At 73.5% G+C, this 23073-nt stretch carries 24 protein-coding genes and 1 tRNA gene; 13 read left to right on the top strand and 12 right to left on the bottom strand.

The window, feature by feature from the left end; all coding sequences use genetic code 11:
* Positions 1-56 precede the first annotated feature (56 nt).
* Positions 57-129 (top strand) — tRNA-Arg (locus ACZ501_RS03975).
* A 246-nt stretch (positions 130-375) separates the two neighbouring features.
* On the opposite strand, the gene ACZ501_RS03980 is transcribed toward ACZ501_RS03975, so the two are convergent.
* Positions 376-891 carry a phospholipase gene (locus ACZ501_RS03980; RefSeq protein ID WP_362457411.1) on the bottom strand — a complete coding sequence of 172 codons (516 nt, stop codon included), beginning with the start codon at positions 889-891 and terminating at the stop codon, positions 376-378.
* Positions 892-1187: 296 nt separating this feature from the next.
* On the opposite strand from ACZ501_RS03980, the gene ACZ501_RS03985 reads away from it, so the two are divergent.
* Positions 1188-1715 carry a hypothetical protein gene (locus ACZ501_RS03985; RefSeq protein ID WP_468792303.1) on the top strand — a complete coding sequence of 176 codons (528 nt, stop codon included), beginning with the start codon at positions 1188-1190 and terminating at the stop codon, positions 1713-1715.
* Positions 1716-1773: 58 nt separating this feature from the next.
* Here ACZ501_RS03985 and ACZ501_RS03990 read toward each other — a convergent pair whose 3' ends face one another.
* The gene (locus tag ACZ501_RS03990) at positions 1774-2550 is read right to left on the bottom strand and encodes an alpha/beta fold hydrolase (protein WP_468792306.1); all 777 of its coding nucleotides are present in this window, start codon (positions 2548-2550) and stop codon (positions 1774-1776) included.
* An 82-nt stretch (positions 2551-2632) separates the two neighbouring features.
* Between ACZ501_RS03990 and ACZ501_RS03995 the strand changes: the two genes are divergently transcribed.
* The 6 genes from ACZ501_RS03995 (at position 2633) to ACZ501_RS04020 (ending at position 9170) form a co-directional block, all read left to right on the top strand.
* The gene (locus ACZ501_RS03995) at positions 2633-3334 is read left to right on the top strand and encodes a 4'-phosphopantetheinyl transferase family protein (RefSeq protein WP_468792309.1); all 702 of its coding nucleotides are present in this window, start codon (positions 2633-2635) and stop codon (positions 3332-3334) included.
* A gap of 90 nt (positions 3335-3424) precedes the next feature.
* Complete coding sequence (locus ACZ501_RS04000; protein ID WP_468792312.1) at positions 3425-3841, top strand: GNAT family N-acetyltransferase; 417 nt, start codon at positions 3425-3427, stop codon at positions 3839-3841.
* Between the two features lie 92 nt (positions 3842-3933).
* Positions 3934-5244: a S8 family peptidase gene (locus tag ACZ501_RS04005; protein ID WP_468792315.1), complete on the top strand. Its 1311-nt coding sequence runs from the start codon at positions 3934-3936 to the stop codon at positions 5242-5244.
* Between the two features lie 235 nt (positions 5245-5479).
* Entirely contained in the window at positions 5480-6775 is a 1296-nt protein-coding gene (locus ACZ501_RS04010; RefSeq protein ID WP_468792318.1) for a hypothetical protein, read from the top strand.
* A 125-nt stretch (positions 6776-6900) separates the two neighbouring features.
* Positions 6901-7920, top strand: a complete 1020-nt coding sequence (locus ACZ501_RS04015; protein ID WP_468792321.1) for a WxL protein peptidoglycan domain-containing protein — start codon at positions 6901-6903, stop codon at positions 7918-7920.
* 65 nt (positions 7921-7985) lie between these two features.
* A complete protein-coding gene (locus ACZ501_RS04020; protein ID WP_468792324.1) occupies positions 7986-9170 on the top strand; it encodes a hypothetical protein in 1185 nt (394 codons plus the stop codon).
* 222 nt (positions 9171-9392) lie between these two features.
* Here ACZ501_RS04020 and ACZ501_RS04025 read toward each other — a convergent pair whose 3' ends face one another.
* The 10 genes from ACZ501_RS04025 to iolC form a co-directional block, all read right to left on the bottom strand.
* Complete coding sequence (locus ACZ501_RS04025; RefSeq protein WP_468792327.1) at positions 9393-9857, bottom strand: hypothetical protein; 465 nt, start codon at positions 9855-9857, stop codon at positions 9393-9395.
* A gap of 80 nt (positions 9858-9937) precedes the next feature.
* Positions 9938-10162, bottom strand: coding sequence for a DUF397 domain-containing protein (locus ACZ501_RS04030; protein ID WP_033222293.1), 225 nt, complete (start codon positions 10160-10162; stop codon positions 9938-9940).
* Between the two features lie 273 nt (positions 10163-10435).
* The gene (locus ACZ501_RS04035; RefSeq protein WP_361600261.1) at positions 10436-10648 is read right to left on the bottom strand and encodes a hypothetical protein; all 213 of its coding nucleotides are present in this window, start codon (positions 10646-10648) and stop codon (positions 10436-10438) included.
* Positions 10649-10713: 65 nt separating this feature from the next.
* The gene (locus tag ACZ501_RS04040) at positions 10714-11544 is read right to left on the bottom strand and encodes a helix-turn-helix domain-containing protein (RefSeq protein ID WP_468792330.1); all 831 of its coding nucleotides are present in this window, start codon (positions 11542-11544) and stop codon (positions 10714-10716) included.
* A complete protein-coding gene (locus ACZ501_RS04045; protein WP_468792333.1) occupies positions 11541-12062 on the bottom strand; it encodes a DUF6879 family protein in 522 nt (173 codons plus the stop codon). The genes ACZ501_RS04040 and ACZ501_RS04045 overlap by 4 nt, the downstream gene beginning before the upstream one ends.
* On the bottom strand, positions 12049-12240 hold the full coding sequence (locus tag ACZ501_RS04050; RefSeq protein WP_361600270.1) for a hypothetical protein: 192 nt from the start codon (positions 12238-12240) through the stop codon (positions 12049-12051). Before ACZ501_RS04050 ends, ACZ501_RS04045 begins: the two co-directional genes overlap by 14 nt.
* Before the next feature lie 166 nt (positions 12241-12406).
* Positions 12407-13906, bottom strand: a complete 1500-nt coding sequence (locus tag ACZ501_RS04055; protein WP_361600273.1) for a CoA-acylating methylmalonate-semialdehyde dehydrogenase — start codon at positions 13904-13906, stop codon at positions 12407-12409.
* Positions 13907-13918: 12 nt separating this feature from the next.
* A complete protein-coding gene (iolD, locus tag ACZ501_RS04060) occupies positions 13919-15805 on the bottom strand; it encodes a 3D-(3,5/4)-trihydroxycyclohexane-1,2-dione acylhydrolase (decyclizing) (protein WP_468792336.1) in 1887 nt (628 codons plus the stop codon).
* A complete protein-coding gene (iolB, locus tag ACZ501_RS04065; protein ID WP_468792339.1) occupies positions 15802-16650 on the bottom strand; it encodes a 5-deoxy-glucuronate isomerase in 849 nt (282 codons plus the stop codon). Before iolB ends, iolD begins: the two co-directional genes overlap by 4 nt.
* Positions 16634-17557 (bottom strand): 5-dehydro-2-deoxygluconokinase, encoded by a 924-nt coding sequence (gene iolC, locus ACZ501_RS04070; protein WP_468792673.1) that lies wholly within the window; start codon positions 17555-17557, stop codon positions 16634-16636. Before iolC ends, iolB begins: the two co-directional genes overlap by 17 nt.
* Positions 17558-17695: 138 nt before the next feature.
* Between iolC and ACZ501_RS04075 the strand changes: the two genes are divergently transcribed.
* The 5 genes from ACZ501_RS04075 to ACZ501_RS04095 all read left to right on the top strand — a co-directional run bounded on the left by ACZ501_RS04075 (position 17696) and on the right by ACZ501_RS04095 (position 22858).
* Positions 17696-18610: a sugar phosphate isomerase/epimerase family protein gene (locus ACZ501_RS04075; RefSeq protein WP_361600282.1), complete on the top strand. Its 915-nt coding sequence runs from the start codon at positions 17696-17698 to the stop codon at positions 18608-18610.
* Positions 18611-18642: 32 nt separating this feature from the next.
* On the top strand, positions 18643-19656 hold the full coding sequence (locus ACZ501_RS04080) for a Gfo/Idh/MocA family protein (RefSeq protein ID WP_468792341.1): 1014 nt from the start codon (positions 18643-18645) through the stop codon (positions 19654-19656).
* A gap of 239 nt (positions 19657-19895) precedes the next feature.
* The gene (locus tag ACZ501_RS04085) at positions 19896-20096 is read left to right on the top strand and encodes a helix-turn-helix transcriptional regulator (protein ID WP_030384769.1); all 201 of its coding nucleotides are present in this window, start codon (positions 19896-19898) and stop codon (positions 20094-20096) included.
* 138 nt (positions 20097-20234) lie between these two features.
* Complete coding sequence (locus tag ACZ501_RS04090; RefSeq protein WP_361600289.1) at positions 20235-20468, top strand: heavy-metal-associated domain-containing protein; 234 nt, start codon at positions 20235-20237, stop codon at positions 20466-20468.
* 92 nt (positions 20469-20560) lie between these two features.
* On the top strand, positions 20561-22858 hold the full coding sequence (locus ACZ501_RS04095; RefSeq protein WP_468792344.1) for a heavy metal translocating P-type ATPase: 2298 nt from the start codon (positions 20561-20563) through the stop codon (positions 22856-22858).
* The last annotated feature ends 215 nt before the right edge of the window (positions 22859-23073 follow it).

Genomic DNA, 23073 nt, shown 5'->3' on the forward strand with positions numbered 1-23073 from the left:
ACGGACCGAAGTCCCACCCCCACCAAGGGGCTCCAGGCCACCACGGTCACCTTCCGGCCCCCGTAGCTCAGTGGATAGAGCAGGCGCCTTCTAAGCGCTTGGCCGCAGGTTCGAGTCCTGCCGGGGGCACTCTTCTTCCTTCTCCCGAACGGCCGCGTCAGGCCGTTCGGACCACCCTGGGCGGTGGCTCGCGCGGCCGTCAGCGGCTGGCGGAAAATCACTCGACCGGGTCCTTGCGCGACCCTTGCACCCGCAAACCGGAAAGAGCACCGTCCCGCCCGACGGGGGTTCGGGCGGGACGGAGTGCGGGGCCGGGCGCGCCTCGGTGGGCGAGGGGCCTGGGCGGGGGGCTGACGGGTCAGGGGGGCCGGCGGGTCAGGGGGCCGTGGGCTCGGCCGGGGTGGCCTCCGTCGGGGCCGAGTCGGAGGGGGCGTCCTGCGGGGAGACTCCGAAGGCCTTGACCGCCTGGTAGTAGGTCCAGGCCGTGCTGTCGCAGGAGCCCTTCTTGACGCCCGAGTACTGCGAGCAGACCCGCTTCAGGTCCGCGTAGAAGGCGTCGTCCAGCCGGGACTTGTTGGCCGGGAAGGCACCCGCCGCCTTGTAGTTGCGGTAGCCGAAGTCGTGGCGGGCGCACGCCGTCTGGAAGGGGAAGCCGAAGGGGTTGTCGGGGGACGAGGAGCAGTAGTCCGTCGACCAGTCGAAGGCGTACGAGGACCAGGTGGACTGGCTGCCGCGCGCAGCGACCCAGGAGTTGTGGCTTGCGGCGCTCGTCTGCGTCCAACCGCTGAGCACCAGCGGCTTGTCCGCCGGTACCGCCGCCGAGGCGGGAGTCGCCAGGGCGAGCAGACCGGCGGACGCGGACGCGAGCAGGGTGACGAGACGACGGCGCATGGCATTCCTCCGGGGCGGCGGGGCGAACGGGCGGCGGGGCGAACGGGCGGCGGGGCGAGCGAGCGGGCGGTGGGCCGTCCGGTCAACTCCCGGTGCGGCGTCGGGTTACACCCTCGGAGCACGCCATATCCCCGACCCCTACCGCCCCTATAACGCGGTGCCGGCCGCCCGTCGGCTGGGGCAGTCACGTCGTCGGCACCCCCCTCAGGTATGACGGCGTATCCGACCTACGGCAGAGCCGAGGTTCGTACCGGGGAGGGACGCGCGAACGGCCCCCGGTGCCAACACTTGTGGGTATGAACCGCCGTCCGCTCGTCATCGCCGCCGCCATCGCGGGAGTCCTCGCACTGGCCGCCTTCGCGCTGCCCAACCTGCCGCCCAACCCGGTCACGGACGCCCTCGCCAAGCAGGTCCTGCGGGAGGAGGGCAAGCGCTACGCCAGCGCCGCCGACGCGCCGAAACGGGGCGACCGGGCGTTCGTCCTGCCCGGCTGGATACCGCAGGACGCGACCGACATACGGATACGCGCGCGCGGCGACGGCGGTGCCCGGCTGATCCGGTTCACCCTGGGCAAGACCCCGCTCGACGGCCCGCAGTGTGCCGCCGCGGCCCCGAAGAAGACCGGCGGCCCCCGCCTGGACGCCCGTTGGTGGCCGCACGACACCCGTGCCGAGGAGCGCCCCGAGTGCCGGGACCGCTACCAGTACCAGGTCTCGGTGCGCGGCAAGAAGGTCTACGCCTGGACTGACGGGACGCCCTCCCCCGGGGCCCGAATACCGGACGGCGCCCCGGCCGCCACGCCCGCCGGCGCTGCCGCGAGGTGACGCGGGGTGCTCGGGGGACGGCTCGGGGGCGCCTGGTGCGCCAGGAGGCCCGGGAGGCTCAGACCGCGTCCGAGGCGAGGGCCGCCGCCGTGGCCCGGGCGAACCCCTCCGGGTTGTCGAGCATGATGTTGTGCCCGCAGTCCGGTACGGCCACCACGCCGACTCCGGCGGCCTCCAGCGCCTCGGCTCCGGCCGGCGGTCCGTCGGGCTCCGGGAAGAGGAAGCCGCGCGGGATCTTCAGCTCCAGCAGCAGCTCCCGCATGGTGGGCGTCGTGCCGGCGGCCAGGTGCACGGCGCTGCGGTGCAGGGCGGTGCGGCCGGCCAGCCGCATGGTCGACCACCAGTGCGCGCCGACCCGGTCGCGTACTTCCGCCCAGCCGCCGGCGAGGAACTCCTCCTCCGTGTAGGAGGCGAGGCCGCTGCTGCCGGCCAGGCCCGGGGTGGGCGGCATCGGGTCCAGGTTGGCGTCGATCAGGACCAGGCGGGAGACCAGCCGCGGGTGCCGGGCGGCCAGCACGATGGCCACCGCCCCGCCCATGCTGTGGGCGATGACCTCGGCGCCTTCGACGCGGGCCTCGGTCAGGGCCTGCGCCACGGCGTCGGCGTGTGCCTCCAGGGTGTAGGAGAACGCCTCGGGCCGGTCGCTGTGGCCGTGTCCGAGCATGTCGAGCAGCAGGGAGCGCCGCCCCACGAGCAGCGGGTGCACGGCACTGGCGGCGAAGTAGGCCGGGGAGGTGGAGCCCAGACCGTGCAGGTAGACGCGAGGGGCCCGGGTGCCCGGGAGTTCGACCCAGCGGATCCGGTCGCCTTCCGGTGTCACGACGGCACTGTGCATGGTGTGTTCCCCCTGGAGTGGTGCTCGGCTGGTCGAGCACGAGGTTAACCGGGGCTCCAACTGCCTCGTCTACCCTCGTCGGATGAGCCAGTACGTCAACCACCTCGACGGCGCCGCACCCCTGACCGGACCACCCCCGGCGGGCTCCGCAGTGGCGGTGTGGGCGCTGGACACCACGCGCGAGGTGATCGGCGGTCACGAGGCCGAGGGGGCGCAGGCGCTGCTGGACTCCACCGAACGGGAGCGGGCCGCCCGGCTGGTGCGCCCGGCCGACCGGCGCACCTACCTCGCCTCGCACCTGGGCCTGCGGGTCCTGCTCGGCGGGTACCTGGGGCTGTCGCCGGAGAAGGTCGTATTGGTCCGCGAGGACTGCCCGTGCTGCGGCGCGCCGCACGGACGTCCCGCCGTGGCCGGGGGCGCGCTGCACTTCTCCCTCTCCCACAGCGACGACATGGCCTACTTCGCCTTCTCGGGGGTGCCGGTGGGGGTCGACGTGGAGAACCTGCCGAAGGCGGAGGCGGTGGCCGACGTCATGAGCAGCCTGCATCCGGTGGAGCAGGCGGAGCTCGCCGCGCTCCCGGAGGCGGAGCAGCCGGCGGCGATGGCCCGGGTGTGGGCCCGCAAGGAGGCCTGCCTCAAGGGCACCGGCGTGGGCGTCGCCTTCGGCCTGGCCGAGCCGTACGTGGGTGCGGCGCCCGCTCCCGCCCCGGTCCCCGGCTGGACGCTGCTCGACCTTCCGGCGCCCGACGCCTACGCCGCCGCCCTCGCCGTCCGCACCGCCTGAGCCCCGCCCGGACAGAGCCCGGACGCCGCCGGGCCGGAGCAGTGCGGCCGTTCAGCGCAGCCGCGCGGCGCCTCCCCTACCCTGGCCCCCATGGACATCCGCCGCGCCCGCGACGCCGCCGAACTCGCCGCCGCCGAGGGGCTCTTCGACGGGCCCGCCCGCCCGGAGTGGTCCGAGCGCTTCCTCGGCAGCACCGGCCACCTGATGCTCATCGCCTACGTCGACGGCGTACCCGCCGGCATGGTCTCCGGCGTCGAGATGACCCACCCGGACAAGGGCACCGAGATGTGCCTGTACGAGCTGTCAGTGGACGAGGAGTACCGCCGTCGGGGCATCGGCCGCGCCCTGACGCGGGCGCTCGCCAACGAGGCCAGGGCCCGCGGCTGCTACGGCATGTGGGTGGCGGTCGACACGGACAACGACGAAGCCCTGGCGACGTACGACTCCGCGGGCGCCGAGGACGAGGGCCTCTTCGCGATGCGCGGCTGGAACCTGCGGGACGCCTGAACCGCGGAAACCGACCCCTCCGGCGGCGTGTCGTGCCGCCACTCGGCGCACCCTCCGCGCGGCGCCGCCCGCACCGGCCGAGCATCGGCCGCATGACCGCCATGACCGCGCTGCTCCCGGCCGCCGCCCTCCTGGCGGCGGCCACCGTTCTGCCGCCGCACCCCGTCCCCGATGTCGACGGTGGCACCGACGCCCCCACCGCCCCCTACGTCGTCACCCTGAAGGACACCACCTCCCGCGCCCCGACCCGGGCCCTGGCCGCCGAGGCGGCGCGGTCGGGAGACCAGGTCGGAGCGGTCTACGACGCCGTCATCGACGGGTTCGCCGTTCGCACCACCGCGGCCCGCGCCGCCCGGCTGGCCGCCGACCCCCGGGTGGCCTCGGTGGAACCGGACGCGCCGTTCCGGATCTCCGGCGCACCGCCCGCCCCCCAGCCCCCGGCGGGCCGGCCCACACCGGCCGACCCCACCCCCGACCCGGCCACCCCGACACCGGCCGACCCCACCCCCACGCCCACCACCCCCACGCCCGCCCCCTCCGGCGCCGAGACCCAGCGGCACGCTCCCTGGCCGCTCGACCGGATCGACCAGCGCGAGCTGCCGCTCGACGGCTCGTACACGTACGCCGGGAAGAAGGGGCACGGCGTCACGGTCTACGTGCTCGACACCGGGATCAACACCCTCCACCAGGAGTTCGGCGGCCGCGCCCGCAACGGCTACAACGGGATGCCCCGCGAGGACGCCCAGGACTGCAACGGCCACGGCACGCACGTCGCCGCCACCGTCGGCGGGGCGACGTACGGGGTCGCGAAGGACGTCTCCCTCGTCGGGGTGAAGGTGGCCGACTGCCGGGGGGACGGACGCCTGTCGGTCATCCTGCGCGGCCTCGACTGGATGCTGAAGGACCACCTCGGGAACCCCGGCCGGGGCCCCGCCGTCGCCAACATGAGCATGGGCGGCACCCGCAGCCGCTCCATGGAAACGGCGGTCGCCCGCGCGGTCACCGCCGGGATCACCTTCGCCGTGGCCGCCGGCAACGAGGCCAGGGACGCCTGCGCCGGCTCCCCCGCCGCCGCCCCCCAGGCCCTGACCGTCGGCGCGACCGACCGCGCGGACCGGCGTCCGGACTTCTCCAACCACGGCCGCTGCGTGGACATCTCGGCGCCCGGCCTGTCCGTCACCTCGGCCTGGAAGGGCTCCCCGACCGCCCTCGCCCGCTCCTCCGGCACCTCCATGGCCGCGCCGCACGTGGCGGGCGCCGCCGCCCTGATCCTGGCGGACGGTACGGCGAAGACCCCCGAGGAGGTGGGCCGGGTGCTGGTGCGCGACGCCGTCCGGGACACGATCACGAACCTGCCCGCCGGGACCGCGAACCTGCTCCTGCACATCCCGGCGGAGGACTGACCCGCCCCGGTCCGGGGACTCCCCCGCGGACGGCGCCCGAGCCACCGACCAGTGGGTATCCGATGTCCCATCAGACCGGGTCTGATGGGACATCGATGTGTGTGCGCTTCGGGCGAAAGCAAGCCATTGACTTCTCACCACCGCGACGCGTCAATGACGGCCATCCGCACCGGCTCGGCCTTCCCCCACAGCGGGTGGGAGGAGGGGTTCGTCATGACGAAGGAGTCGCGACCCAGTGAGTACGAGAACGTATCGACGAAGAGTGCTGGCCGGGGCGGGCGCCCTGTCCCTGGCCCTCACGGGCGGGTTCGTGGCCCTGACGGGACCGGCGCAGGCCGCGACCAAGACCACTCCCGTGCCGGTGAAGTGCGTCGCCCCCGCGCCCCAGCCGGGCGCCAACGGCAACCAGGACTACACGGTCACGGTGCCGGACACCGCCAAGGCGGGCGAGACGGTACCGATCACCATCGACCCCGGCGAGACGCCGGTGATCCCGATGTTCACCATCGACACGGTCAACACCATCAAGGCGAAGCTGCTCGTCGGCGGGGTCGCCCAGACGGTCACCAGCCCGGCGGTCCCCAGCCACCAGGAGGCCAACAAGAAGTCCGACCCGCCGGCGTTCAGCGGAACCCTCAGGATCCCGGACGGCACCGAGGGCACGACGGTCCAGGTCACGATCGACCAGGTGGTCACGGACGCCGATCTCGGCGGCACCGTCTACACCACGACCTGTACGCCGGACCCGCGCCCCAGCGCCGCCGTCGCCTCGATCGCCGTGGCAGCCCTCCCGAAGGACCCGGTCACCACCAGGCTGACCCCCAACAGCGGCGGGGCGGGCACCTCCGTCGCCGTCACCGGCGCCAACTTCCCGGCCGGCCCGGTCACCTGTTCCGCCCTGCTCGCGGGCACGGCCACCGGTGACACCGGCACCGGCACCGCGGACGCCTCCGGCGCTGCCGGCTGCACCCTCACCGTCACGAAGAAGGCCGACGCGGTCAGGATCGACGGCTCGGTCGCCCCCTACAAGCCCTTCGTCTTCGTCGAGGAGCAGGCGGGCGTGAAGAACCCGGTGGACATCGAGGTGCTGCCGGGGCCGCTGGCCCTCGGCCCGAAGGACGGCCAGCCGGCCGTCAGCTTCGGGGCGGTGACCATCAACGGCAAGGCGCAGTCGGTGGTCGGCGCGTTCAACGCCGCGACCGTCCAGGACTTCCGCGGCGGCAGCCTCGGCTGGGACGTGACGGCGACCCGTACGCCGTTCCTGAACCAGGCTACGGGCCACTCGCTGGCGAAGGCGCAGCTCGGCATCCAGCCGTCCTGCACCGTCACCAACCCGGACAGCCCGAGCACCTGCACGGCGGGCGCGCCGGGTGCGGTCTCGGAGACGCCGATGAAGGTCGCCTCCCAGGCGCCCGGCGGTGACGAGCTGACCGGCGGCGAGTTCGCCGTGGGCGGCGCGGCGATGATCCAGCTGCCGCCGTTCATGTTCGCCGACACCTACCAGTCGGTCGTCACCTTCTCGATCGCCTGACGGACACCGGGCCGACCGGGGGCGGTGCGGTGCTCCGGCGCCGCACCGCCTGCCCGCACATCCGCGCCGCCTCCCCGCCTCCCCCTCCCCGCACTCCTCCGCCGCGACCCTGGAGACGCCCGCCCATGCGCATCCGCACCGTTCTCCGCTCCCTCCTCCCCGGCCTGTGCGGTGCGGCGCTGCTGCTGCTCCCCGCCGCCCCCGCCACGGCCGCGGACAACGGCACCTGGGGGGTCTTCCCCACGCCCCCGGCCGGTGCGTCGGTGACCGACCGCGCGTACTTCTTCCACCAGGGCGCGGCCGGCACCACCGTCCACGACAGCGCGACGATCCTGAACTCCTCCGACCGGGAGCTGACCTTCCAGGTCTTCGCCACCGACGCGGTGAACACCCCCTCGGGCGGCGCCTTCGCGCTGCTTCCCGCGGAGACGAAGCCCCGGGACGTGGGCACCTGGATCGCCCTGGCGCCGGAGACGGCGACGACCGTCACCGTCCCGCCCCGGGCCCGCAAGGACGTCCCCTTCACCCTCACCGTCCCCCGGGACGCCGCGCCCGGCGACCACGTCGGCGGGATCGTCGCCCTGAACACCGAGGTCGAGGGGGTCCGGAAGGACGGCCGGGTGCAGGTCGGGGTCAGGCGTTCGGTGGGCGCCCGGCTCTACTTCCGGGTGCCCGGCCCGGTCACCCCGGGGCTCAGCGTGGAGGACGTACGGGTCACCCGGGGCGCCCCGCTGCTGCCGTGGGTCAAGGACGCCCGCGCCACCATCGCGTACGCGCTGGTCAACCGGGGCAACGTGGTGGTCGCACCCACGGTGGCGGTCTCAGCGAAGGGGCTGTTCGGACGCCGGGTGCTGGACCGGCCCGTACGGGACCGCACGCTCCTGCTGCTGCCCGGCCAGCGCATCGAGCTGACCGAACCGTGGCCGGACGCCCCGCAGTTGGACCGGGTCTCCGTCAGGGTGTCGGCGTCCGCTCCGGAGGTCACCGCTGAGGCCGGTACGGAGTTCCTCGCCGTCCCGTGGCCGGCGGCGGGCGCGGCCCTGGTGCTGGCGGGGGCGGGCACCGCCTTCCTCGTGCTGCGCCGGCGCCGGGCCGGTGTCCCGGAACAAGCGGAGAGCGAACCGGACTTGGCTGCGGCCCGCTGACGGGCGAGGGTGTCCCCGGGGGGTGACGGCATCCGGCCATCACCTGCGACGGGAGGGCATCACGGATGGTACGAGAGCACAGCCGGCCGGGCGGGACCGACGCACCCGCCCGGCCGGTCAGGGGCGTGGGCCTGCTGACCCGTGTCGAGCGGGCGCTGGGCACCGGGACCGCCGCCTACCTGCCCGGTGACGGCTGGATCCGCCTCACCCTCCCGCTCGACGACGGCGGCCCGGCGCCCCTCACCCTGGACCTGGTCGCGGACACGGTGCGGGCCCCGCACGGGATCGTGTACCTGCTGCCCGGCGGTGGCCTGAACTTCGCGTCGGACTTCTTCACTCCGGGCGGGGACAACCTGGCCCACCACCTGCGCCGCCAGGGCCTGCTGGTCGTCGGGGTCACCCCGCGCGAGGACGCCGCCCGCGCCGCCGACGTCACCCCCGGCTTCGGGCTCGCCGCGCACCGCCGGGACCTGGCGGGGGTCGTGGCCGCGCTGGACTCCGTACTGGGCCTGCCGTACGAGTACGCGGGCCACTCGGCCGGCGCCGTCCTGGCCCTCGACGCGGCCTCGCACGACCCGTCGGAGCGGTTGCGCCGGGTGCTGGCCCTGGACACGGCCGGCCCGTGCGCCGGGGGCCTGGCCGAGCGGGCGGCCGAGGCGCGGGAGGTGTACGAGGAGCAGCTCGCGCGGGGTGTCCACGCGGCCGACCCGGGCCTGGCGGCGCTGGTCGCCCGGGCGGTCGCCGACCCCTCGGGCACCTCGGCGGTGCCCTGGCCGCCGGACCCCTCGCGGCGCTTCACGCACGCGGGCCTGGCCCACTTCGCGCTGATCCGCACCTCCGCCCTGCCGGGCCCGGCCCAGTGGGTCTACCGGCAGGGCCACGGCGCGGGCGCGTACGCGTTCGGCGCCACCCCGGCCGAGGACCGCTTCGCCCTGGCCCACACCCCGCTCGCCACCTGGCACGCGGCCACCTCCGCGCTCGGCAGCGGGCTGGTCCCGACGGCCCTGATGCGGGACCTGGCGGCGGTGTGGGCGGGCGACGGGAAGGCGTACGGGATCGCCTGGGAGCGGATCCGCTGCGAGGTGGTGTGGGTCAACACCGAGCTGGGCCGGGGCGACGAGCCGCGCGGGGCCGAGCTGATCCGGGCGGGCGGCAACGAACGGGTCCGCTTCACCACCGTCCCCGGCTACGGCCACGGCGACGCGGTGTGGTCCCGTACGGCGGCGACGGACCTCTGGCCGCTCCTCTGAGACCGGACGGCAGGAACCCCCGGCCGGTGAGGGCGGGCCGGGGGTTCCTGCCGTCCGGGGGGCGTCAGTGGTTGCGGGGGACCGGAGGTCACCGGAATACCGCATCACCGGAGGGCCACCTCCTAACGTCAGGAGGTGGCCCACTTCGAGTTGTGGTTGCTGCGGAGGTGCCGGCGGAGGCGGTGACCTGCAAGGTTTCTGAAGGGCTGTTCTCAACTCGGCCTAGCGGAGCGGGCAGGGCAACCCGGGTTCGGCATGGTTCGGGGAGCAGGTGACCAGGGCTACGGAGTGGAAGATGGTTCCCTTGATGTAGTGGCCGAGGGAGACGTCCCCACCCCATGCCAGCCGCTCCACAGCAGCTCTCACCAGCATGACGAGGCGGGTTGCATCGGCTTCCTGTGGCGAGGCGAACCGTGATGCGAACCCTGCGAGTTGGAGGCCCAACCATTCGCCGGCCTCCCTCGGCTCCGCCCAGGTCCCTCGGATCGTCGAGGGCGGCTTCATCAGCCAGTGCGCCGTCTGGATCGGCGGCATGCCGGACGTGGGGAAGTCGGTTACGGCCTGCCGGTAGCGGTTGATGACCTCTCGAGGACTGCCAGCAGTAGGGGACTCCCCCGGGGGGCGGCGGACGCCTTCCTTGTCGAGGTCCTGCTTCTCCCCGAGCCATGCGTAGCCGTGGTGGTGCACTGCTGCTCCGTTCCGAGGGATGACGACGGCCCCACCCGTCGGCGTGAGGGCAGGGCCGTCAGTTCAGGTGGTGCTGTGGATCAGGCGGAGAGGTCGAAGCGCGCGGGGTCGATGCCCGCCGCGTCCAGTTCCGCCGTGGTGAAGCGCAGCGGCTCGGCGTCCGGCCGCTTGCTGTCCCCCAGGGCCCACGCGTCCGGGCCGATCTTGGCGAGGGTCACACACGCCTCGCCGTCCGGGTGGGTGTTGCCGCCGCACGCCTTCGAGAAGGCGGCGGTGTCGATGTCGAGCGCGTACAGGTCGGCCATCATTGCCCTTCCTGATCATCTGACGGCCCCGGAGGGCCGTCTCCCACCCCTAGCGGGCGGAAGTTCTCGTAACCCTCATGGCCTCTGCCATCTGCTCCACGACGTCAGCGGGGAGCATCCCCAGGTGCACGTACGGGAGCCCGCTGAAAGTGACCGTGGGCCTTATGTCGCCCCACGCGGATTCGGGGAGGCCGCGGGAGGCCAGGGCCGCACGTATCGCCTCCGTGGCGTCGGTGGCCTTCGCCCGGCCATCCCGCCAGGTCTGCATCTCCATCAGGCGGCCACGACCTGCACGCTCGGGCACTTGTTGTGCCTGTAGCTGACGGCGGGCGCACCGGACGCACGGTCAACGACAGCTCGGCGGACGGGTTCCAGCGGCCCGACCTCGCGCTTGCAGGCCGAGCACTCGTGTTCGGGCGCGAAGGTCAGGTACTCCCACACGCCCCGATCAAGCTTCGGGGCCTCTGCCGGTTTCACCTTTGCCATGTCGCACCCCTCGCGGTCGCCGTCGCTGCGTCGGCAGCAATATCGACCAGGGGAGGTGGGCGTTCCTAGTCCGTTTCCTGTTCCCTCAAGAATCCATCTCGCAGGCTCTCGACGAAGCTCCGCATTCCGTCGCCGGACAAGGCGATTTGCTCGAATCCTTCGAACTTCCGGACGTACATTTCGATGTCTCGCGGGTCCGTTACGACTATCTCGGCGTGGACGGTTTCGACCGTCACCATCCGGTCGTCTCGGACGACAAAGGCGTGATTGGCGATGTCCGTCTGAGGGGCGGACAGCGGCACGACCCTGATGTCCACGTGAGCCAACCTGGACATCGAGACGATGCGGTCGAGCTGTGCGGCCATCATCTGCGGCGGGACGATCCGCCACCGAAGGACAGACTCCGTGATGACGAAGCGCAGCTGCTTCGTGCTGTCGAACAGCACCGCCTGGCGTTCAAGCCTGCCGCTGATGGTGCGCGTGAGGGCGTCCTCGCTCAGGTCATGACGCTGAAGGATGGCGCGGATGTACTCGGGTGTCTGAAGCAGCCCGGGGACCAGGGCGGGCTGGAACAGCCGCAGGACGGTCATTTGAGCTTCTAGTGCCTTCGCCGCCTGCTGGCCCTTGTGAATGCCGGCTCGTTTGAGGAGCCGGCATGCGGTGGCCTCTGTGGTCGCTGCGCGGGCCGCTTCCGTGTACTCGGCCTTGATGGCGTGAGAGACGCCTATGGCGGTGAGGATGCGCTCCACGTCCGTGGCGCTAGGAAGGAGATTCGCGTTCTCGATTTTGGAGAGCTTGGACGGAGACATGAGGGCGCTACGGGCGACCGCTTTGGCTTCCTTGCCGGATGCCTCTCGCAGTGCCCGCAGCGCGGCCCCGAGCTGTGCCTTGTTCACTCGCCGTACTTGGCCCACCAGTCGGTGAACGGCTCCGCGTGGGCGAGTGCCGTTTCCCGGTAGGCGACGTAAGCGGCGGCTTCGTCCTGCGACAGAACGTCGGCGCCGAGGTACGCCCCGGCGTCGTCGTACCGCATCACGGCCGTGTCCTTGGAGTCGAAGAGCCAGAAGTCCGGAACGGCGTCGAGTGGGTTCGGGGCGTCCGTCACGTCGAGGATGAAGAACTCTTCCCCGCCGGTCATGTTCGCCCGGTAGCCCCACCCCAGCTCGAAGCGGAGGTACTCCGTGAGGGGCCGCTTGAGGACGTGCACGCGGTACACCCGCTTGCCCTCGTGCGTGAGTCCCCGGAGTTCTTCGACCCATCCGGCGTTGTAGCCCTCAGGCCGCTCCTGTCCGGCCTGGAAGGCACGGTAGGCATCAACGTTCCCGGAGCCGCTGTAGTCGTCCAGAGTCTCCAGGCGGAACGCCTCGTGCTGGAACCGCTCGAAGAGCTCGGCCAGGGTGCTAGATGAGGCCATCGGCAATGGCCTTCTTGATCAGCTCGACGGGGATTTCGACGAGGGTTTCGTGAGCGGGAATCTTGAGCCGGTGATCGTCGGGCGTCTCGCCCTGCACGAGGAACGTGCCCCTGTCGGTCGCATAGATCGTCGGGCAGTCCTTCACGTCACAGGTGCTGATCAACTTGGTCACCTTCATGGCTTCCGGTTCCCCTCTCCCGTTCGGCGTAGTGCCGCGTTCGATGCTCCCGACCCCGTGACCCCGGGGTCAAGCGATCACGATGGAGAGAACGGGAAACCGGCCCGGGACGGCAGGAACCCCCGGCCGGTGAGGGTGGGCCGGGGGTTCCTGCCGTCCGGGGGCGTCAGTGGTTGCGGGGGAAGCCCAGGTCGACGCCGGCCGGGGCGTCGGCCGGGTCCGGCCAGCGGGTGGTGACGACCTTGCCGCGCGTGTAGAAGTGGATGCCGTCGTTGCCGTAGATGTGGTGGTCGCCGAAGAGCGAGTCCTTCCAGCCGCCGAAGGAGTGGTAGCCCACCGGCACGGGGATCGGCACGTTGACGCCGACCATGCCCGCCTGGATCTCCAGCTGGAAGCGGCGGGCGGCGCCGCCGTCGCGGGTGAAGATCGCGGTGCCGTTGCCGAACGGCGAGGCGTTGATGAGGGCCACGCCCTCCTCGTAGGTCTCGGTGCGCAGCACGCACAGCACCGGGCCGAAGATCTCGTCGCGGTAGGCGTCGGAGTCGGTCCTGACGTGGTCGAGCAGGGACAGACCGATCCAGTGGCCGTTCTCGTTGCCCTCCACCGTGTAGCCCGTGCCGTCGAGGACCACATCGGCGCCCTGGGCGGCCGCGCCCTTCACGTACGAGGCGACCTTGTCGCGGTGGGCGGCGGTGATCAGCGGGCCCATCTCCGAGGTCGGGTCGTTGCCGGGGCCGATCTTGATCTTCTCGGCGCGCTCGCGGATCTTCTCGACGAGCTCGTCGGCGATGGAGCCGACGGCGACGACCGCCGAGATGGCCATGCAGCGCTCACCCGCCGAGCCGTAGGCGGCGGAGACGGCCGCGTCGGCGGCGGCGTCCAGGTCGGCGTCGGGGAGCACCAGCATGTGGTTCTTGGCGCCGCCCAGCGCCTGGACGCGCTTGCCGTTGGCGGAGGCGGTGGTGTGGATGTGGCGGGCGATCGGGGTGGAGCCGACGAAGGAGACGGCGGCGATGCCGGGGTGGGCGAGGAGGGCGTCGACGGCCACCTTGTCGCCGTGGACGACGTTGAGGACGCCCGCCGGCAGGCCGGCCTCGGTCATCAGCTCGGCGAGCTTGTTGGCGGCCGACGGGTCCTTCTCGCTCGGCTTGAGGATGAAGGTGTTCCCGCAGGCCACGGCCAGCGGGAACATCCACATGGGGACCATCGCCGGGAAGTTGAAGGGGGTGATGCCGGCGACCACGCCGAGCGGCTGGCGGAGGGAGGAGACGTCCACGCGGTTGGAGACGGAGGTGGACAGCTCGCCCTTGAGCTGGGTGGTGATGCCGCAGGCCAGCTCGACGATCTCCAGGCCGCGGGCGACCTCGCCCAGCGCGTCGGAGTGCACCTTGCCGTGCTCGGCGACGATCAGCTCGGCGATGGCGTCGCGGTGGGCGTCCAGCAGGGCGCGGTAGGCGAAGAGCACCTTGGTGCGGGCGGCCAGCGAGGACTGGCCCCAGGACAGGAAGGCCTCCTGGGCGACCTGTACGGCCGCGTCGACCTCCTCGGCGGAGGCGAGGGCGACCCGGGTGGTGACCTCGCCGGTGGCCGGGTCGGTGACCGGGCCGTAGTTGCCCGACGCGCCCTCGACGGTCTTGCCACCGATCCAGTGGTTGACGGTCTTCATTGTGCTGCTCCTTCACAGATGGCGACGTCGCTGCGCGGCTTGCCGGTCGTACTCTTCACGGGCGCGGGCCGCCGACGCACGGGTCGCGGTCTCGGCCACGGGAACATCCCACCACGCCTGTGCCGGGGGCGGGCCCGACACAGTGTCGGGTGTTCGGGTCCGTGCGTAGACACATGTGGGCCGGTCCGATTGACGGGCCTCGGCCAAGGCTTTCCGCAGGTCACCGATGGTGCGCGTGCGGATCACGGCCATCCCGAGGGAGGCCGCGTTGGCCGCCAGGTCCACCGGCAGGGGCGGCCCGTCGTACGACCCGTCCCGGCCCCGGAAGCGGTACGCCGTGCCGAAGCCCTCGCCGCCCACCGCCCCGGACAGGCCGCCGATGGAGGCGTAGCCGTGGTTGTCGAGGATCACCACCTTGACCGGGACGCCCTCCTGGACGGCGGTGACGATCTCGGTGGGGTTCATCAGGTACGTCCCGTCGCCGACCAGGGCCCACACCGGGCGGCCGGGGGCGGCCAGCGCGGTGCCGATCGCGGCGGGGATCTCGTAGCCCATGCAGGAGTAGCCGTACTCGACGTGGTACTGGTCGCCGGAGCGGGCGCGCCACAGCTTGTGCAGGTCGCCGGGGAGGGATCCGGCGGCGTTGATCAGGATGTCGCTGTCGTCGACGAGCCCGTCGAGCAGGCCGAGCACCTGGGCCTGGGTGGGCGCGGCGTCCTCGTCGGGGGCCGCCCAGGCCCGGTCGACGCGGCGTTCCCAGTCGGCCTTCGCGGCGGTGTACGCCGCCTCGTACGCGGGCTCGACCCGGTAGCCGGCCACCGCCTCCCGCAGTTCCGTGAGCCCCTCGCGCGCGTCGCCGACCAGGGGGTGGGCGGCGAGCTTGTGGGCGTCGTGGGGATCGAGGTTGAGGCCGACGAAGCGGACGGCCGGGTTCTGGAACAGGGTGGCGGAGGCGGTGGTGAAGTCGGTGAGCCGGCTCCCGGCGGCGATGACCAGGTCCGCCCCGCGGGCCAGCGCGTCGGCGGTGGCCGTGCCGGTGTGGCCGACGCCGCCCACGTCGGCGGGGTGGTCGTACGGCAGGGCGCCCTTGCCCGCCTGGGTGGAGGCGACCGGGATCCCGGTAGCCTCCGCGAAGGCCGCGAGGGCGGCCCGGGCGGCGCTGTGCCGGACGCCGCCGCCGGCGATGATCAGGGGGCGCGCGGAGCCGCGTACCAGCTCGGCGGCGGTGGCGAGCTCGCCGCGGTCGGGGCGGGGGCGGCGCACGGCCCACACCCGCTCGGCGAAGAACTCCTCCGGCCAGTCGTGGGCCTGCGCCTGCACGTCCTGCGGGAGCGCGAGGGTGACCGCGCCGGTCTGCACGGGGTCGGTGAGCACCCGCATCGCCTGGAGGGCGGCCGGCACCAGGGCCTCGGGGCGGGTGATCCGGTCGAAGTACCGGGATACGGGCCGCAGGGTGTCGTTGACGGAGACGTCGCCGGCGTAGGGGACTTCGAGCTGCTGGAGCACCGGGTCGGCGGGCCGGGTCGCGAAGGTGTCCCCGGGCAGCAGGAGCACCGGGATCCGGTTGACGGTGGCGAGGGCGGCCCCGGTGACGAGGTTGGTCGCGCCGGGCCCGATGGAAGTGGTCACGGCGTGCGCCGACAGCCGGCCGCTCTGCCGGGCGTACCCGACGGCGGCGTGCACCATGGCCTGTTCGTTGCGGCCCTGGAGGAAGGGCATGGCGTCCGGGCCGCTCTCCAGCAGGGCCTGCCCGATCCCGGCGACGTTCCCGTGTCCGAAGATCCCCCAGGTGGCGGCGATCAGCCGGTGCCTGCGGCCGTCGCGTTCGGCGTACTGGCGGCTCAGGAACCGTACGAGCGCCTGCGCGGTGGTGAGCCGGATGGTGCGCGGCGTGCTCACGGGGCCTCCTCGGGGCGGGGGGCGGGGCCGGACCCGGGGAAGGGCAGCCGGGGGTCGACGTCCTGACCGGGCCAGGTGCCGCGGATCCAGGCGTGGTCGGGGTGGTCGCGGATCAGCCACTCCCGTGCCGCGTCCGGGCCGGCCATCACGTTCAGGTAGTACATGTCGTGGCCGGGCGCGGCGATGGACGGGCCGTGCCAGCCGTCCGGGATGAGGACGGTGTCGCCGGTCCGTACCTCGGCGAGGACGTCGGTCCTCCCGGCGGGCGAGGGAGTCACCCGCTGGTAGCCGACGCCCGGGGTGGCGCCGTGCGGGGCGATCTCGAAGTAGTAGATCTCCTCCAGGCGGGACTCCTCGCCCGGGTGGTGCTCGTCGTGCTTGTGGGGCGGGTACGAGGACCAGTTCCCGCCGGGGGTGAGCACCTCGACGGCGATGAGCCGGTCGGCGGCGAACACCCCGGCGGCGGCGAAGTTGTTGACCTGGCGGGAGCACCGGCCGGCGCCGCGCAGCTCGACGGGGACGGCCCCGGCGGCCCCGTACCGGGCGGGCAGCCGCCGCTCGCAGCGGGCCCCGGCCAGCGCGAACCGCCCTCCCTCCGCCGAGGTGACCTCCGCGTGCCCGTCCCGGGGGAGGTACGCGAAGTCGGTGACTCCGGCGAAGACACCGGCCCGGCCGCGCAGTTCGAACACACCGGGGTCGTCCGCGCAGCGGACCTCGCAGGCGCCCGACAGGGGCAGGACGATCCACTCCGCGTCCCCGCTCGCGTGCGCGTACGCCTCGCCCGGCGCCAGTTCCAGCACCCGCAGCCGGGTGAACTCCAGCCCCGTCTCAGAGACCACCGGCACGTCCCAGCACCTCCTCCACCTCACCCGGGAACGGCATCGCGGACGAACACGCCAGCCGCGAGGCGACGATCGCCCCGGCCGCGTTCGCGTACCGCAGCACCCGCTCCAGGTCCCAGCCGGCCAGCAGTCCGTGGCACAGCGCGCCCCCGAAGGCGTCCCCGGCGCCCAGCCCGTTCACCACCTCCACCGGCACCGGCGGCACCTCCACCGCCGTCCCGTCCCGGTGCACCGCGAGCACGCCCAGCGGCCCGCGTTTGACCACCGCCAGCTCCACCCCGGCGGCGAGCAGCGCCCGCGCGGCCTCGTACGGCTCGCTCCGCCCGGTCGCGACCGCGCACTCCTCGGTGTTGCCGACGGCCACCGTCGCCAGCCCGAGCGCCCGTTCGTACCAGGGCCCGGGCGGGCCGTCCCAGAGCATCGGCCTCCAGTCGAGGTCGAAGACGGTCGTCCCGGACTTCGAGCGGGCCTCCAGCGCGGCCAGGGTCGCGGCGCGGCTCGGCTCGGCGCTGAGCCCCGTCCCGGTCATCCAGAAGACCCGCGCCGCGCGCACCGCCGCCCGGTCGATCTCGTCCGGCCCGATCTCGAGGTCGGGTGCCTTCGGGAGCCGGTAGAAGTAGAGCGGGAAGTGGTCCGGCGGGAAGACCTCGCAGAAGGTGACGGGCGTCGGGTAGGCCGCGACCTCCCCCGCCCACCGGTCGTCGACGCCGAAGCCGCGCAGCTCGGCCCGCAGGTAGGCGCCGAAGGGGTCCGCCCCGGTGCGGGTGATGACGGCGGTGCGCCGCCCGAGGCGGGCGGCCGCGACGGCGACGTTCGTCGGCGAGCCGCCGAGGAACTTGCCGAAGGTGTCGGCCTCGGCGAGCGGTACGCCGGTCTTGAGCGGGTAGAGATCCACCCCGATCCGCCCCATCGTGATCACGTCGTAGGCGGCTTCCGCGTCCGCCTCCCCGTCCGGCGGCCCTTCCGGCGCGGCCCCCGCAGGCACTGCTCCCACTCGTCCCACCCGTCCTCCCTTTCGCCTCCGAACTCGCACCCTAAGGTGGCCGTCATGACCTCCTCCCCACCCGCGTTGTCCCGTATCCGTGTCGGTTCGGCTCCGGACTCCTGGGGTGTCTGGTTCCCCGAGGATCCCCTGCAGATCCCGTGGGAGCGGTTCCTCGACGAGGTCGCCGACGCCGGGTACGAGTGGATCGAGCTCGGCCCCTACGGCTACCTGCCCACCGACGCGGCCCGGCTCGCCGACGAGACCGCGAAGCGGGGCCTGCGGGTGTCCGCCGGCACCGTCTTCACCGGACTCCATCACGGCCCCGCCGTCTGGGAGCAGACCTGGGCGCACGTGTCGCGGATCGCCGCGCTGGCCCGGGACACGGGGGCGGAGCACCTGGTGGTCATCCCGTCGTTCTGGCGCGACGACAAGACCGGCGGGATGCTGGAGGACCCGGTCCTGACCCCCGCGCAATGGCGTGAACTGGCCGCCCAGACCGAGCGCCTGGGCCGGGAGGTCCGCGAGCGGTACGGGCTGCGGATCGTGGTCCACCCGCACGCGGACACCCACATCGACACCCCTGCGAACGTGGCCCGGTTCCTGGACGCCACGGACCCGGCGCTGGTCTCCCTCTGCCTGGACACCGGGCACTACGCGTACTGCGGCGGGGACAGCGTCGAGGCGATCGAGGCCTTCGGCGAGCGGATCGGCTACCTGCACCTGAAGCAGGTGGACCCGCGGATCCTCGCCGAAGTGCGGGAGCAGCAGCTGCCGTTCGGGCCGGCCGTGGCGCGCGGGGTGATGTGCGAGCCGCCGTCGGGGGTGCCCGCGCTGGAGCCCGTCCTGGCGGCGGCGCAGCGGCTCGGGGCCGACCTGTTCGCGATCGTGGAGCAGGACATGTACCCGTGCCCGCCCGAGCGGCCGCTGCCCGTGGCCCGGCGCACCCGCGCCTACCTGCGCTCCTGCGGCGCCCGCTGACGACCCGGTTCCCGACCCTTGCGAGGAGAGACATGAGCACGCTCGGCATCGCCGTCATCGGCACCGGCAAGATGGGCGCCGACCACGTCCGCCGGATCGGCGACACGGTCGGCGGGGCGCGGGTGGTGGCCGTGGCCGACCCGGACGGGGACCGGGTCAAGGAGGTCGCGGCGACCCTGGACGGGGCGGGTGCCTACACGGACCCGGCGGCGGCGATCGCGGCGCCCGGGGTGGAGGCCGTACTGATCGCCTCGCCCGGGCCGGCCCATGAGGAAGCGATTCTGCTCGCCCTGGCCCGGGAGCTGCCGGTGCTCTGCGAGAAGCCGCTGACCCCGGATCCGGAGGGTGCCCTGCGGGTGCTGGAGGCGGAGCGCGGGCTCGGCCGGCGCCTGGTGCAGGTGGGCTTCATGCGGCGTTTCGACGCCGAGTACGAGCGGCTCAAGGAGCTGCTGGACGCGGGCGGCATCGGCCGGCCGCTTTTCCTGCACTGCCGGCACCGCAACGCCGCCTCGCCGTCCTTCTTCACCAGCGACATGCTGATCAGCGACTCGGTGGTGCACGAGGTGGACGCGGCCCGCTGGCTGCTGGGCCAGGAGGTCACCGCGGTGACCGTGCTCTCCCCGACCCCCTCCTCGGCCGCCCCGGAGGGGCTGCGCGACCCGCGGCTGGTGCTGCTGGAGACCTCGGGCGGGGCGGTCGTCGACGTGGAGGTCTTCGTCAACTGCGGGTTCGGCTACCAGGTGCAGTGCGAGGCCGTCGGCGAGTCCGGCAGCGCCCGGATCGGCGACGGCCACGCGATGGTCGTCCAGTCCGGCGGCCGCTGGGGCGGGGAGATCACCCAGGACTACACCACGCGCTTCGCGGACGCCTACGACCGCCAGGTGCGGCGCTGGGTGGCCGCGGCCGCGCGGGGGCGGGTGGCGGGGCCGGACGCCTGGGACGGGTACGCGGCCGCCGCCGTCTCGGAGGCGGGCCTGGCGGCCGCGCGCACCGGCGTACGGACCGAGGTGCGGCTGGCGGAGCGGCCGGAGCTGTACGCCCGCTGAGGCCCCGTCACGGCGCGTCACGCCGGGCGGCTCCTGTGTCACGGCTGTCACGGGAGTCGCTGCCGTGTCACGCATGTCCGGATCACGCGGGTTTTCCGTCACAGCCGGTCCACAGCCCCTCCCCGGCCCTCACCGGGCGTCGTTCTCCGGGCACAACCCGAGTGATCGTCAGTGTCCACGCGCCGGCTCCCCCGACGGCCTCCCGGCCGGCCCCGCGCCGTGGACCAGGAGGTGCCTGGATGAGCGACCGACAGCTGTGGTCCTACAAGGAGATCGCCGCCCATATCCGGGTCCAGCCGGACACCGTGCGCTCCTACCGCAAGCACGGGCTGCTGCCCGCTCCCGACCACGTGGAGGGCGGCAAGCCCTACTGGTACGCCGACACCGTCCGGGCCTGGGTGGCGCGCCGCCCCGGAAACCGGGGCCGCCGCGAGGACTGACCCGCCGGTACGGCACGGGCGACGGCCATGATGGATGAGCGCCGCGGAACGGGCCGTGTGGGCCCGATCCGCCCCCTCATACCCCCTAGGGGTATGATCGGAGTCCGCTTGAGACATCCCTGCGATGAGGAGAACGACATGACCGCCGAGACGGACACCCAGCACACCGTTGTCTACAAGGTCACCGGCATGACCTGCGGGCACTGCGAGGGCGCCGTGACCGCCGAGCTCACCGCCCTGCCCGGCGTGACCTCGGTCAAGGCCGTCGCCGCCACCGGCGAGGTCACCGTGACCTCCGCCGCTCCGCTCGCCGAGGAGGACGTGCGCGCGGCCGTGGACGAGGCCGGGTACGAGCTCGCCGGCCGGGCCTGAGCACCCCCGCCCCTCCCCCACCGCAGTACCGCCGGGCCGCACCCTCCGGCTCATACTGGACCGTACGGCCCGGCCACCCCCTGGAGCGGGACATGAGCAGCAGCAGCGTGCACGACGCGCCGGCGGTGGAGGCCGCCGCCTCCGAGGTCGAGCTGACGATCGGCGGGATGACCTGCGCCTCCTGCGCGGCCCGCATCGAGAAGAAGCTCAACCGGATGGACGGCGTCAGCGCCACGGTCAACTACGCCACCGAGAAGGCCCGGGTCTCCTACGGCGGCGCGGTACGGGTGGCCGACCTGATCGCCACCGTGGTGAAGACCGGGTACACCGCCGAGGAGCCCCCGCCGCCGGCACCCGCGCCCGCACCGGAAGCGGAAGCGGGGTCCGGCGCGCCGGCCGCCCCGGAGGAAGGCGATCCGGAGCTCGCCGCGCTGCGCGAGCGGCTGCTCGTGTCGGCCGCGCTGGCCCTGCCCGTGGTCGTGCTGTCGATGGTCCCCGCCCTCCAGTTCGAGAACTGGCAGTGGCTCTGCCTCACCCTCGCCTCGCCGGTCGCCGTCTGGGGCGCGCTCCCCTTCCACCGGGCCGCCTGGACCAACGCCCGGCACGGCGCGGCCACCATGGACACCCTCGTCTCGGTCGGCACCCTCGCCGCCTACACCTGGTCGCTGTGGGCCCTGTTCTTCGGACACGCCGGGATGCCGGGGATGCGGCACGGCTTCGGCCTCACCGCCTCTCCCGCGGACGGCTCCTCCGCCCTCTACCTGGAGGTCGCGGCGGGCGTCGTGACCTTCATCCTGCTCGGCCGCTACCTGGAGGCCCGCTCCAAGCGGAAGGCGGGCGCGGCCCTCCGGGCGCTGATGGAGCTGGGCGCCAAGGACGTGGCCGTGCTGCGCGGCGGCCGGGAGGTGCGGATCCCGGCGGCGGCGCTCGCGGTGGGCGACCGGTTCGTCGTCCGCCCCGGGGAGAAGATCGCCACCGACGGCACGGTCGTCGAGGGCGCCTCCGCCGTGGACGCCTCGATGCTGACCGGCGAGTCCGTCCCGGTCGACGTCACCGCCGGGGACGCCGTCACCGGCGCCACCGTCAACGCCTCGGGCCGGCTCGTCGTGGAGGCCACCCGGGTCGGGGCCGACACCCAGCTCGCCCGGATGGCCCGCATGGTCGAGCAGGCGCAGAGCGGCAAGGCCGGGGCGCAGCGCCTCGCCGACCGGATCTCGGCGGTGTTCGTGCCCGTCGTGCTGCTGCTCGCGTTCGGCACCTGGATCGTCTGGCTGCTGGCCACCGACGACCCCGCCGCCGCGTTCACCGCCGCCGTGGCCGTGTTGATCATCGCGTGCCCCTGCGCACTGGGCCTCGCCACGCCGACCGCCCTGATGGTCGGCACCGGGCGGGGCGCGCAGCTGGGCATCCTGATCAAGGGCCCCGAGGTACTGGAGTCCACCCGGCGCGTCGACACGGTCGTCCTGGACAAGACCGGGACGGTCACCACCGGCCGGATGGCCCTCTCGGGGGTGCGTCCCGCCGAGGGCGTGGACGAGGGGGAACTGCTGCGGCTCGCGGGAGCGCTGGAACACGCCTCCGAGCACCCCATCGCCCGGGCGATCGCCGCCGCGGCCGGGGGCGTCGGCGACCGGCCGGCCCTCGCGGCTCCCACGTCCTTCGAAAACGTCCCCGGCCTCGGGGTGCGCGGCGTGGTGGACGGGCGGGAGGTCCTCGTGGGGCGCGAGCGGCTGCTCGCCGACCACGCGATCACCCTGCCCGGCCCGCTCGCCGCGGCCCGGGCCGACGCCGAGGCCGCGGGCGCCACCGCGGTCCTGGTCGCCTGGGACGGCGCGGCGCGCGGCGTCCTGACCGTGGCCGACGCCGTCAAGGAGACCAGCGCCGAGGCCGTGTCCCGGCTGCGGGCGCTCGGCCTCACTCCGGTCCTGCTGACCGGCGACCACAGGGCGGTGGCCGAGACGGTGGCCCGCGAGGTGGGCATCGGCGAGGTGATCGCCGAGGTGCTCCCGCAGGACAAGGCCGACGTGGTCCGCCGGCTCCAGGCCGAGGGCCGTACGGTCGCCATGGTGGGCGACGGGGTCAACGACGCGGCCGCGCTCGCCCAGGCCGACCTGGGCCTGGCCATGGGCACCGGCACCGACGCGGCCATCGAGGCCGGCGACCTGACCCTCGTACGCGGCGACCTGCGGGTGGCGGCGGACGCCATCCGGCTCTCCCGGCGGACGCTGGCCGTCATCAAGGGCAACCTGTTCTGGGCCTTCGGCTACAACGTGGCGGCCCTGCCGCTGGCCGCCGCGGGACTGCTCAACCCCATGATCGCGGGGGCCGCCATGGCCTTCTCGTCCGTCTTCGTGGTGACCAACAGCCTGCGCCTGCGCTCGTTCCGGTAGGGGAGCCCCTCCCCGTTCTCTCCACACATCCTTCACTGGAGACGCAGATCACAGTGATGACAACGTAACCATCCGGGGTCGGCACGGGTCTAATGGGGCGATGCCGAAACGTCTTGGGGGACGTTTCGCGGAGGTCCTGGGGACGTCCGGGCATCCGCCGGCCGGGGCGCGTGCCCTCGGGAAGCTTTGAGCGGCCCTCCCGACCCGAACGGGTC

Source organism: Streptomyces sp. NPDC034085, assembly GCF_055575555.1.